The organism is Desulfobacula phenolica, assembly GCF_900105645.1.
Classification (GTDB): domain Bacteria; phylum Desulfobacterota; class Desulfobacteria; order Desulfobacterales; family Desulfobacteraceae; genus Desulfobacula; species Desulfobacula toluolica.
This window is the reverse complement of record NZ_FNLL01000001.1, coordinates 73,921-87,186: the sequence shown is the minus strand read 5'-3', so window position 1 is coordinate 87,186 and position 13,266 is coordinate 73,921. Positions and strand designations below refer to the sequence as shown.

Here is a 13,266-nt window from a genome sequence, read left to right as displayed (position 1 = left end):
TACCATCAGGCGATTTTAAGAATAAAACCGCCTGATGAATGTTTAGATTTTATGAATATTTAGGCTTTTTCAAGTTTTACAGCACACACCTTGAATTCCGGTATCTTGGCAATTGGATCATAGGCCGGGTTGGTCAATTTATTGACATTGGCCTCTTCAAAATGGAACGGCATGAATACAAGTCCCGGTGAAACCCGCTCTGTAACCATGATCTTTGTTTCAATCTCTCCTCTTCTGGAGGCCATTTTGATTTTCTGGCCATCGCAGATGTCAAGCGTTTGAGCGTCAACAGGATTGATCTCAAGAAATCCTTCCCGCGCTTCAAAATCAAGGGACTCGGAATTTCTGGTCATGGTGCCGGTGTGGTAATGTGCATAAACCCGGCCCGTGGTCATCAAGAATGGATACTCATCATTGGCAACTTCATTGGGCGGGATATAAGAAATGGCATGAAAAAGACCTTTTCCCCGGGTAAATTTTCCATCTTTATGCAAAAAAGGTGTTCCAGGATGATCTTTGCTGGGGCACGGCCACTGAAGCCCCGGCCCTTCAAGCCGCTCATAGGTAATGCCGGCATATGACGGCGTAAGGCTTGCAATTTCATTGAAGATATCTTCAGGAGACTCATAAGCCATTTCAAACCCGAACCGGTTGGAAATTTCCTGGATGATCTCCCAATCCTGTCTTGACTCACCCACAGGATCAACAGCTTTTCTAACCCGTGTAACACGCCTTTCCGTATTGACAAAGGTTCCGTCCTTTTCTGCAAATGACACTCCTGGCAACACTACGTCTGCCAATTTTGCCGTGGGGGTAAGAAAAATATCCTGGACAATGAGAAGTTCAACCTTTTCCAGGGCTTTGACAACATGATTGGCATCAGGATCGGAAACAACCGGGTTTTCACCCATGACCCACAAAGCTTTAACTTCGTCATTTTCAATACCGGCAAGCATCTCCGGAATTGTCAAACCAATGTTGGACGGCAAAAAATCCACACCCCAGGCCTGGGAGAATTTTTTGTTGGCATCCCCCAGGGTAACCGGCTGATACCCGGTATATACATTGGGCAAACCACCCATATCACAGGCACCCTGAACATTATTCTGACCGCGAAGGGGATTGACCCCTGTTCCAAGTTTTCCGATATTTCCAGTCAACATGGACAGATTGGCCAGGGACTTTACATTATCAACCCCGGTCGTATGCTGGGTAATGCCCATGCAATAGACAATGGAGGCTTTATCAGCTTTAGCATAAGCCTCGGCAAGAGCCTTGATATCTTCTACAGACACACCGCAAATGTTTGACGATTCTTCAAGACTGACAGTATCAATAAGCTGTTTAAACCCTTCAAATTCTTCTGTGTTTTCAGCAATAAAGTCTTTATCCTCAAGTCCTTTATCCAAAATCGCTTTCATCATCGCGTTTAACAAGGCAACATCTGTTCCGGGATTATGCCGGACATACAGATGGGCAAAATCTGCAATCTGATTTTTTCTGGGATCTGCAACAATAACTTTTGCACCGTTTTCAATTGCCCTGAAAATACGCGTGGCAACTAAAGGATGCGAGGTTGCTGTATTTGACCCGATTATAAATATGGTGTCTGATATTTCTAATTCAGAAACTGCATTTGTCATTGCTCCACTGCCAAAAGATGCGGCAAGACCTGCCACTGTGGAAGAATGTCACAGCCGGGCGCAATGATCAATATTGTTTGTACCAATGGCTGCCCTTGCAAACTTCTGCATGAGATAATTTTCTTCATTGGTCACTTTGGCTGATGCCAGAAAACCGATGGAATCAGACCCATTGGCTTGTTTTATCTCCTTTAGTTTTGATACGGTAAACTCAAGAGCTTCACTCCAGGTAACCTCGGTCAGCTCCCCGTCTTTTCTTAACAATGGCTGTTTTAATCTTTTGTCGGATTGAACAAACTGATGGACATTCCATCCCTTGATGCAAAGTTTGCCTTCATTGACCGGGCTGGTCTTGCAGGGGGTTGTACCGGTGAGTTTGCCATCAAGGGACTCAAGAAAAAAGTTGCATCCACACCCGCAATAGGTGCAGGTTGTAAGCGTATTCCTGTAATCCATTATCTTTCCTCTTTTTTTATATGAAAGTCCTGGTAAACCCAGTACTGACTTTCTACCTTTGTTGTGGGCAAACCAAAGTGAAAATACCAGGTCTGCCCGCGGCAGTTTATATTAACCCATTAGTTTTCAGGTGCAGGACCCATTAAGCTTAAGGGTGATTTTTCATTTTTATTGATCCCGGATGTAAACCCGAATTGATCATTCATGATTTTAGAAGTCTTTTTATATAAAAGCCTCAGGGGAATATCAGACGGGCAGGCTTCTTCACACAGCCCGCAATCTATGCACCGGTCAGCCATATGCATGGCCCGTGTCAAATGAAATACCGGTATATCCACTGGAAGATCACCTTTTGATACCAGTTCTTCGCATTCAAGACTGCATTCCTTGCAAAAACACATGGGGCAGATATTTCGGCAACCATAACATTTTACGCATTTTGAAAACTGCTCCATCCAAAAAGAAAAACGCGTTAAAAGATCTTTGTCGTCCATATCTGTCACACCCTGTTGAGAGGCGGCTTCCGCTTTTTCTCCGGCTGAAATTTCATCCGGATACGGTTTTTTGCATTCACAAGCTTGAGCAAGAGATTCAGGGCATGTAATACCTATGGAGATAACTTTATCAGGATCAAGCTGATTCAGTCTGTACAGGCTATAAAGACCTCTTTCGTCACACCCGCGAACCAGAACCCCAAACACATCTTCCGGATATTGTCTTGCAATGGTAACAAGAACTTTATTCAAAGGATACCTTGCATCCCCGGGTTTTTCCGTATCTCCAAGGCAAAGCTTATCCAGATCATCACCTTTTTGAAACAAACACGGCGCCACATGGCCATTGGCTGTTACAAGTGCAACAACGCCCTTTACAGAATCATCTGAAAGAAGTTCGTTTATTTTTTGTTTTACTCTATCAATCATAAAAACACCTATGACAAGTTTTTTAGTTAACACTTAACATATGATGGTAACAGCTATAATGGTAACAGCTATAACAATAACAGCTATAACATACCGGTAACAGCTATAACATAACGGCTACAACAAAAATCTTATTATGATGTCGTCATGAGCCTTTTGATAACTGTTAAGCAACATTTTTAGATGACTTTTTCTTTAATGGTGACGGTCCAAGTTTCTTAAGGGTATCAATAAAATGGTTGATCTCCTCAACAAATTCAGGTGCTTCTGCTGAGGATACCCATCTGGCCCGAAGCCGCTCTTTTTCAACACCGCAGAAATCAAGCATCTGGGAAAGAACCGCTACTCTTTTTTCCGTAGAATAATTACCATACAGGTAATTGCATTCGCTCAAATGTCAACCACCCACAAAAACACCGTCAACACCTTGTTGAAAGGCGCGTAGCATATGATGGGGAGACACGCTCCCTGAGCACATTACCCGGATTATACGGATATTTGCCGGGTACTGCATACGACTGACCCCAGCCAGGTCAGCAGCTGCATATGCTCACCAGGTACACAGGAAACATACTATATGGGGCTCAAAATTATTGTCGCTCATTTACTTCTTTCCTTATATATATTTAAAGTTTCCACTCTTTGGGTCCAATTTGCGATCAACCTCCAATTTATGATCAACGATTGATACGATTGGTTCCTGACTGTTCAGGCTGTTACGCCGCCCCGATCTGTGCCATCAATTGATCGGGTTTAAAGCCTCTAAGCTGCGCACTGTGGGACGGACAGGTAGCTGCACAATTCCCGCATCCTTTGCAAAGAATTTCATTGATTTCACAAATATGTTTATCCCCATTATAGGTAATGGCCTCATAAGGACACATGGAAAGACATGCCATACAACCCACACAAGAATCAGGATCAATCTGTGCCACAATAGCGCTTTTTACCAGTTTGTCCTTGAACAAAATAGCTGCCACCCTTGAAGCCACACCAATGCCTTGAGTTCTGGCTTCAGTGGATGTGGCAGGATAACGTCCTGATCCGCAAACAAAAATACCGTCTGCAGCAAAATCAAGAGGACGAAGCTTTGCATGGGCTTCCAGGAAAAATCCATTCTGGTCCGTGGGAACACGCAACATATTAGCCAGGGACCCTGAATCACTTCTCGGCACAAGGGGGGTGGACAGGACAACAAGATCTGCATCAACTTCCACATTCTTGCCGGTAACAGCTTGAAAAAACGTCACTTTTCCATTTTCCACTTGTGGTGGATTATCAGGGCCGTACACATCAAACCTGATACCTTGTCCTCTGGCATCCCAGAGCATCTGCTCTTTATGAGTACCATACATCTGCATGTCTCGATAAAGAACCCTGACATCGGTCAAAGGAAATTTTTCTTTGATCAGCATGGCATTTTTAACCCCAATGGTACAGCAGATTCTTGAGCAATATTCTTTTTCTTTGGTCCTGGCTCCTGCACACTGGATAAAAACAACCCTTTTTGCAGCAAGCTCATCTTTTTTAAGCAATTGTTCAAGCTGCATTAATGAGATGACATTTTTACCGTCATACCCATAAAGACCTTCCGGGATGAGCGGCACTGCACCAGTGGCAACCACTATACAGCCGACATGTTCTTCAATCAGGCCATCTTGTGTCTCTATTTTAATATCATAATTACCAATATATCCGCCCGTTTCTTTGACTGTTGCACTGGTATAACAAGTAATATTGGATTTTGATTGAATATCATCAATAATTTCAGAAAGGGTTTGCTCAGCACTTCCCCCTGTATCAAGATGATGAACCTGTCTTAAAAGACCTCCAAGACTGGGGGTTTTTTCCACCAGGATGATGTCCAGATTCATGTCTGACAATGCCTGGGCAGCAGATAATCCTGCAATTCCCCCGCCAATAACCAGAATTTTTCTGATCAGAGAAGATTCAATCTCTTTTTGAGGCTCCAACCCGGCACTCTTGGCAACACCCATGGCAATCAGCTCTTTGGCCTTTTGAGTGGCCTCTTCTCTTTTTCCCATATGGACCCAGGAACACTGGTCCCTGATATTGACCATCTCAAAAAGATAAGGATTTAAACCTGCTTCAGCACAGGAACTTGAAAACAAAGGATGATGGGTTCTTGGTGAACATGATGCCACGACAACCCGGGTCAGGTTCTGCTCTTTGATGGCTTTTTTAATTTCCCCAATCCCGGCTTCAGAGCAGGTATAAAGATTTTCCTTTACATACACGACATGAGGAAGAGTTTTGGCATATTCCGCAACATCAGTACAATCCATATGTCCGGCAATATTTGAACCGCAGTCACAAACAAAGACACCGATGCGAGGCTCTTCATAAGGTGTTAAATTATTTATAGTCATTTTTGGCAACCTTTCTTTATGATGCCTTTTTATCATTTTTTTTTATCACAGTCTGAGCTGCTCTTGCAGCAGCAGAACTTGCCTGGGCAACAGATTCAGGAATATCCATGGGGCTGTGGGCACACCCGCAGACATAAATGCCGTCTTTAGATGTATCCAGAGGATTTGCAGGATCGGTTTTAAAAAATCCATACCGGTCCAGATCAATCCCCAATGTATCTGAAATTTTCTGCGCTCCTTTTACAGGCCCACAGGCAGTGGCCAGAACAACCAGATCAAAAGCCTGTTTTTCCACTTTCTGTTTCTGGGTATCTTCATAGATCAGAACAGGACTTTCATCTGCATTCTTTGTAATCTCAGCTACCCTGGACCGTTTATAGGAGACATTGGAATTATTGCCCCCGCGAATTTTATACTCTTCAAAACCTTTGCCCACAGCCCTGATATCCATTCCAAAAATAACAGAATGGGTGTCATTGTCATGTTCATGAGCAATAATGGCCTCTTTGATGGAATGCATGCAGCAATATCCGGAACAAAAAGGATAAAACCTTAAATCCCTTGATCCCACGCATTGAATAAAGGCGATATTCTTTGCAGTTGTAAATCCTTTGGCTTTTTCTTTTAAATCTTCAAGGGGAATCGCATTCTCAATATGAGCGTCATATTTTTTAGCCCATTTGTCCTGATCTTTTTCAAGATCTTCACCCGGGTTCAAACTGCCGGCCTTATAGGCTGAATAAAATTCATCGCTTTTTATACCATGGTTCTTTTCAAACCGGTCCAATGCTTTTTGGGATTTTTTAACCTTTTTTTCAAGATCTGATATGGTTGCTTTTACCTTCCGGTCGGAAGGACGGTAAATATGCCCTGCCGTAGGGCCGGAAGCAGATAAAAACCTTTCAAATTCCATTGCAGTTATCACATTGTCCAATTGGGTATACCGGTATTCAGGTATTTTAGCCGGATCAAACACATCATACCCTGTTGCCACAATGATTGCACCCACTGAAAGTTCAAGAATAGCATCTTTTTGCTCAAAATCAATGGCATCTGCTTCACATTTTTTCTGGCAGATCCCGCATTTTTTTCCTGTCAATACCCGGCAATGATCCGGGTCAATAGCATGGGTGGATGGAATCCCCTGTGCAAACCATGAATATATGGCTTTTCTTTGTGCATGCCCTTCATTATACAAATCCAGAACAGGTGTGGGACACGCTTGTGCGCAGGCACCGCAGCCCGTACATTTGTTTTCGTCCACATATCTTGCTTTTCTTTTTACAGTTGCAGTAAAATTTCCTGCTTCACCCTCTATTTTTTCAAGTTCACTATACGCCAGAAGTTTTATATTGGGATGTCGACCGACATCCAGCATCTTGGGCGAAAGTATTCAAATGGCACAGTCATTGGTAGGGAACGTCTTGTCAAGCTGAGCCATTTTCCCGCCAATGGAAGGAAGGCTCTCCACAAGGTGGACCTTGAACCCCATCTCCGCCAGATCCAGTGAAGACTGAATCCCGGCAATTCCTCCGCCAAGGACAAGTATATCCTTTGTCACAATCTACCTCCTGTTACCGCTTTTTATAACTGCCACGGGGCAAACCTGACCATTTTCCACAAAAATCCGGTCGCCCTGATTTGCCCGCAACAAAGGTTGAAAGTTAATCCCGGCTTTACCGGGACTTTCATATAAACTATCACCCATCAGGCCACCTTTTGTATATTGGCAGGCCCCAAGGCTTTTATGGTTTGAGTAAATTCATTGGCAACTTCTGCAAACCTTGTTCCTTCAGCAGAAGAAATCCATTCTATACGGACTCTTTGTGAATCAATTCCCAAAAGTTTTAAAAATTCACCCGTCATTTTAAACATTTTCTGAGCCTTTACATTACCGTCCAGGTAATGACAATCACCAATGTGTCAGCCTGAAACCAGAACACCGTCTGCTCCCTTTTCAAATGCTTTCAAAATATAATTGGGATTGATACCGCCTGAACACATAACCCTGATAATTCTCATGTTGGGCGGATACTGAAACCGGCTGACACCTGCAAGATCTGCTGCTGCATATGAACACCAGTTGCAGGCAAATGTTAAAATCCGCGGATTAAAATCTTTTGACATCTTCAATCCTTTCTATTGTTCAAGTGCTGTCTCAACCATGGCCAGCACTTCATTATCATAATGGAAAACACTTGCAGCACCAGTTGGGCAAGCTGCCGCACATCCGCCACATCCTTTGCAAAGAGCTTGCTGAACCGTGGCGATTTTCACCCCGTTTTCCTGCTCGTTAACCGTAATGGCCCCGAAAGCACACGCTTCTTCGCAGGCACAACAGCCCCGGCACAAAGCTTCATTCACCTGGGATACCACACCGTCAACCGTAACGGTTTCTTTGGACAGAACAACCGTTGCCCTTGAAACAGCAGCTTTTGCCTGGGAAATACTCTCTTCAATCGGTTTTGGATAATGGGCCATACCTGCCAGGAAAATACCATCCGTGGCAAAATCCACCGGACGAAGCTTTGCATGAGCTTCCATAAAAAAGTTGTCATCATTTAACGACAGCTTGAACATCTGGGCCAACGCTGAATTATCTTCCGGAACAATTGCGGATGCCAGTACCACAAGATCGGTACTGATCTCCAGGTCAAGGTCAAGCACATGATCTTTCACCCGTACTAAAACCTCATTATCCTGTGTTTTAACCACGGGTTTTTTGTCATGGGAATACCGGATAAAGATCACGCCTTTATCCCTGGCTTCCTTGTAGAGTTCTTCTCTTTGCCCGTAAGTTCTGATATCCCTGTAAATGATATACACTTCCATATCCGGGTTCAGCTCTTTGAATGCAAGTGCGGACTTTACCGAATGCGTACAGCATACCTTTGAACAATAAGGCCGTTCAGGCTCCCTTGATCCGACACATTGAATAAAAACTGCCGTATCCGTGTTCTTAACAAAAGCATCATCCGTTGCTATTTTCCTGTCAAGCTCAAGGTGGGTCAAAACCCTGTCATCTTCACCATACAGGTATTCTGTGGGTTTTCTTTCCTTTGCACCGGTGGCGACAATAATCGCACCATGCTCAATAACCTGTTCTTGTTCACCCGTGGCAATAGTGGTCGAAAAATTACCGATAAAACCGGAAGTTGTCGACACACTGGTCCCGGTAAACACATCAATCATGGGATGTTCCTGAACTTCACTAATCAGGGCTCTCACATTTTGAGTAATGGATTCACCATTCCAGGTATGATTCAGGCTGAGGGCATTACCGCCCAGCACATCATTTTTTTCAACCAAAGTGGTGAAAAAACCCTGTCTGGCAAGTCCAAGCGCTGCTGTAATACCTGCAACACCGCCACCAATGACCAATCCCTTTTGCACGACACCAACAGACGGCTGGGGCAAGGGTCGCATCAGCGTTGCTTTTGCAACTGCAATCCGTACAAGATCTTTTGATTTGGCCGTGGCAAGCTCAGGCTCTTTTGAATGAACCCAGGAACACTGATTTCGGATATTGGCCATTTCAACCAGATATTTATTCAGGCCCGAATCCCTTAAAGTTTCCTGGAAAAGCGCTTCATGAGTTCTTGGAGTACACGCGGCAACCACGATCCGGTTCAAATGATTTTCTTCAATCACCTTTTTCATCTTGTCCTGAGTATCCTGGGAACAGGTGAACATGTTCTCTTCAACAAAGGCAACATTGGGAAGGGTCCTTGCATATTCGGCAACAGCCGGCACATCCACGATCCCGCCGATATTTGTTCCGCAATTGCAGACAAACACACCCACTCTCGGATCTTCGCTTACAACATCAACCTCTGCCGGATATTCCTTGGTCCGGGTCAGGCTTCCCCTTGACGGGGACAAACTGGTTCCTGCATCACAGGCTGCGGCACTGGCTTCCATTACAGCCAGGGGAATATCTTTGGGTTCCTGAAGAGCGCCGCACACATAAAACCCTTTACGGGAGGTTTCAACCGGTGAGAAACCCGATGTGACGACAAAATTATTGGCATTGAGTTCAATGCCCATATCTTTAACGGTTTGAACAAGATCGTGTGGTGTTTCCATACCCACGGACAAAACCATCATGTCAAAGGTTTCTTCAATATTTTTTCCGTCTTCGTTTACATATGTACATACCAGACCGTTATTTTTATCTTCTGTAATGGTATGAATTCTTGACCGGACAAACCTTACCCCGTCATCTTTTGCCCGTTCATAATATTTTTCAAAATCTTTTCCATAGGTTCTCATATCCATCAAAAAGATGGATGCCTCAAACTCGCCGTGAATGTGATCCTTGGCCATCATGGCCTCTTTAACCGCATACATGCAGCAGACAGAAGAACAATATTTATTATCGCATTTGTTCTGATCTCTTGACCCCACACATTGCAGCCAGGCAATCTTTTTAGGCTCTGTCTTGTCAGGATAACATTCAATGTGGCCATGCGTTGGCCCGCCAGCAGACAAAATTCTTTCAAACTCAATACTGGTAACCACATTGGGAAATTTTGAATATTGATAATTATCAAGCCCTGAAGGATCAAAAGGCTTGAACCCGGCAGCCATAATAACTGATCCCACGCTCAGCGTAAGGTTCTCTTCCTTGTCATCATAGTTGATAGCACCGGCAGGACATACTTTTGCACAAGTACCGCATTTATCCTTGAGAATTTTCAAGCATTTTGACGGATCAATGACATACTTTAACGGTACTGCCTGGGGATAAGGCACATAAATGGCCTTTCTCTTATCCAGCCCTTCATTAAACTCATCCGGAGTTTTTCCAGGGCATTTTTTTGTACATTCTCCACAGGCTATGCATTTGTCCATATCCACATACCTGGGAGCCTTTTTAATGGACACGGTAAAATCACCCGCCTCTCCTTGAATGTCTTGAACCGTGGAAAGGGTGTGAAGCTGAATGTTTAAGTGCCGGCCGACCTCGACCAGTTTAGGTGAGATGACTCACATGGCACAGTCATTGGTAGGAAATGTCTTGTCCAGCTGGGCCATGACCCCGCCGATGGAAGGGGCTTTTTCAACCAGGTGAACAAAATACCCTGAATCCGCCAGGTCAAGGGCAGCCTGCATTCCTGCGATACCGGAACCCACTACCATGACCGAACCGTGAATTTGATTATTTTTTCCCATTGATTAACTCCAGTTTTCTTATAAAACCCTTGATTTTTTTATCTTTACTCAATATTTGCAACAAGATAGGATACAAGGTCTATAATATCAATATTGTGGTCTGTATTTTTCTTTGCACACGTCAAATGAATCTGGCATTTAGGACATGCCGTAATCATAACCTGGGCACCAACCGCTTCAGCCTCTTTGAGCCGTTGCATCTGCATGACCTTTGAACAGGTTGAACACTCCATCCAGGCGGTAGTTCCACAGCACACGGCATTCTCACGGTTATGTTCCATTTCCGCAAGCTCAGATCCGGGAACAAGAGAAATCAGGTCTCTTGGCGCATCATAGATTCCGGAGCGCCTTCCCAGCCGGCAGGGGTCCTGGAAAGTAACAGTTGCAGCACTCCCGTTCTTAAAGCAAACATCTGAATTGGGCAGCTCTTTTGCCAGAAATTCCGTGATATGAATAATCTCAAAAGGTAACGGACCAAGCTGTTGTGTATAAGCTTCCCTGAACATGGAATATCCTTCAGGACAGCCGAATATAACTGTTTTAGCCCCTGTTGCCGCAATGGTTTCAATGTTCTTTTTTGCAAGGGTTAAAAAGGTGTCGTCATCACCGCTCCAAAATGCATCATGTCCGCAACAGCACTCATCATTGCTGATCACAGGTTCAATACCCATTTTATTTAAGAGCATCAGATTGTTTTTAGCGGATTCAATCATATGAAGATCTAAATATTGAAAAGCAATATCATAGAAAGCAACACAGCCGGTAAAATAAAAATAATCCCCTTTTTCCGCAATCTTTCCAGCCTCTTTTGCCCACCCTATTCTGTCTTGTTGCACACCCGTGGCCTGTATACTGGTAATGGTATGAAACATGCCGTGGTGACTCAATTTAGGCAAATTATCTTCTTGTCTTGCTTTGTTACGGTATGTACGGATAAATGCGGGAAAGTCGATTTCGACCGGACACCGGTCCGAACATCTTGAGCAGGACAGACATGCCCAGATATCCTTGCTTTGTAGGATATCCCCTTCAGGCTCACCCAATGTCCGTTTAATCATCTGACGCGGTGAAAATCCATCAAGCTCCATGGCAACAGGGCAACTGCCTGTACAAACCCCGCACTCCATACAGTAATCAATTTGTTGTTTTGAAAGCTGCATATTATTAATATCCAAAAATATTTAATATAAATATAAATCAAAATTTTGATTTATTTAAAAAACCAACCCCAAAGTATTGATCCTTTCTCAAAAAAATATCTTCCAAAAAGAATCGTTTTCTGGTATAAACCTTTTTTAATTTTTCCAGTCTTAAATTTTCCCACTCTTAATTTTGAAAATCAATAAACGAGCCTTTTAAAATCAAAAGATTCAGCCTTTAAAGCTAGAAAAAAGCTATAATGTAATGGTAAAATATCTTTTAGTCAAGGGTATATTTTAAGTTGCCCAAAATCCTATCATACTGTTTTACTATGATTTCCCATGAAAACTGTTCCAGTTCTCCGGACAATCTTTTCTGCAGCGACAAACAAGTATTATAATTCAACAGCAGGTGTTCAAGCTTTACCATAAGATCTTTTTTTGTCTGGTATAAAACATGGGAATGAAGATCCTTCGGCATAATTTCAGGATAAGACAACCTGTCAGGAAGCAAAGGGATACAACCATATCTTACAGCCTCCACAACGGCAATACCAAAATTCTCCTGGTTTGCACAACTTACGACAATCGCACCTTTTTTTAACCAGGACAGATACTCTTGTTTTGATTCAACATATCCGTAAACCAGCAGTTCATCTTTAAATTTTTCCAAGGCACGGTCAAAAACCTTTGGAAATCTATCAAGTTTTTCTCCCAAAAGGGCCAGGGAAAAAGAAATATTTTTCTCTTTTAACCGACTCAGAACATCAAAAAAATATTCAGGATTCTTGTCATATTCCCATCTGTGATTCCAGACGATTAAAGGCTTTTTAACATCCCTGTTTTGAAGATCAATCACACCGCTTTCAAACCGGCAACCCGGATAAACCACACGGGTTTTTTTTCTGATTTGCTCAATAATCCATTTGGGCCGCAAATCCGGCATCTGTTTGATCAACCTGCTTGCCGCACCGATAAACTCATTAAAATGAAATTCAGAATTAAACAAAACCTGATCCGCAGCAAAGGCAGAAATAATATTGGTAAAGCCCAGATGAAAATCTCGTTTTTGAGTGGGTGCCAATGGATAGGACAATTGATTTTCATGAAAATACATCAATACAGGTGGAATATTATTGCCTGCAAGAGCCATAAAATCCGTCAAATCCATCATATCCGTTGTGATGATTGCGTCATAGCAGGAAAAATCTTTGACTTGATCAACAAAATAAAGAGAAGCTCCTCTCATACGCCACTTCCAAAATCTTGCCGGGAGTGTTACAAGGTCAACTTCATGACAAGAGTAAGCTTGAAACCCCAATGCAAAATCTTTATGAGAGCCGCCGAAAAAAGGTTCAAGAAAAAGAATTTTCATACTATCGCATCCCCATGGTTAAATTTAAAAAGATTAAATTTAAAAGGGATAGTGAATTTAAACAACCAGGTCAAGACCCGTCATCATCTGCTGTTTTTAATATAGATGCCCTCAGACACCATTTTAAAAAAATCATTGCCAAGTTTGAATTTGAGTTGTAAACAA

At 43.0% G+C, this 13,266-nt stretch carries 10 protein-coding genes; all 10 read right to left on the bottom strand.

What is annotated here, in order from left to right; translation table 11 throughout:
- Positions 1-59: 59 nt before the first annotated feature.
- Positions 60-2,099: a formate dehydrogenase H subunit alpha, selenocysteine-containing gene (locus tag BLT94_RS00365; RefSeq protein ID WP_014956677.1), complete on the bottom strand. Its 2,040-nt coding sequence runs from the start codon at positions 2,097-2,099 to the stop codon at positions 60-62.
- 119 nt (positions 2,100-2,218) lie between these two features.
- Entirely contained in the window at positions 2,219-3,022 is an 804-nt protein-coding gene (locus tag BLT94_RS00360) for a 4Fe-4S binding protein (RefSeq protein WP_092229375.1), read from the bottom strand.
- Positions 3,023-3,188: 166 nt separating this feature from the next.
- Positions 3,189-3,626 carry a hydrogenase iron-sulfur subunit gene (locus BLT94_RS22140; RefSeq protein ID WP_014956675.1) on the bottom strand — a complete coding sequence of 146 codons (438 nt, stop codon included), beginning with the start codon at positions 3,624-3,626 and terminating at the stop codon, positions 3,189-3,191.
- 112 nt (positions 3,627-3,738) lie between these two features.
- Positions 3,739-5,412 (bottom strand): CoB--CoM heterodisulfide reductase iron-sulfur subunit A family protein, encoded by a 1,674-nt coding sequence (locus BLT94_RS00350; protein WP_217641214.1) that lies wholly within the window; start codon positions 5,410-5,412, stop codon positions 3,739-3,741.
- Positions 5,413-5,428: 16 nt separating this feature from the next.
- Complete coding sequence (locus tag BLT94_RS00345) at positions 5,429-6,790, bottom strand: 4Fe-4S dicluster domain-containing protein (protein ID WP_092229371.1); 1,362 nt, start codon at positions 6,788-6,790, stop codon at positions 5,429-5,431.
- 15 nt (positions 6,791-6,805) lie between these two features.
- Positions 6,806-6,973, bottom strand: a complete 168-nt coding sequence (locus BLT94_RS00340) for an FAD-dependent oxidoreductase (RefSeq protein ID WP_014956672.1) — start codon at positions 6,971-6,973, stop codon at positions 6,806-6,808.
- Between the two features lie 146 nt (positions 6,974-7,119).
- Positions 7,120-7,539: a hydrogenase iron-sulfur subunit gene (locus tag BLT94_RS22135; RefSeq protein ID WP_198408357.1), complete on the bottom strand. Its 420-nt coding sequence runs from the start codon at positions 7,537-7,539 to the stop codon at positions 7,120-7,122.
- A gap of 12 nt (positions 7,540-7,551) precedes the next feature.
- Entirely contained in the window at positions 7,552-10,587 is a 3,036-nt protein-coding gene (locus BLT94_RS00325) for a CoB--CoM heterodisulfide reductase iron-sulfur subunit A family protein (protein WP_175530218.1), read from the bottom strand.
- 44 nt (positions 10,588-10,631) lie between these two features.
- Positions 10,632-11,747 (bottom strand): (Fe-S)-binding protein, encoded by a 1,116-nt coding sequence (locus BLT94_RS00315; protein ID WP_092229369.1) that lies wholly within the window; start codon positions 11,745-11,747, stop codon positions 10,632-10,634.
- A gap of 259 nt (positions 11,748-12,006) precedes the next feature.
- Positions 12,007-13,101, bottom strand: coding sequence for a tRNA-queuosine alpha-mannosyltransferase domain-containing protein (locus BLT94_RS00310; protein WP_092229367.1), 1,095 nt, complete (start codon positions 13,099-13,101; stop codon positions 12,007-12,009).
- Between the last annotated feature and the right edge of the window lie 165 nt (positions 13,102-13,266).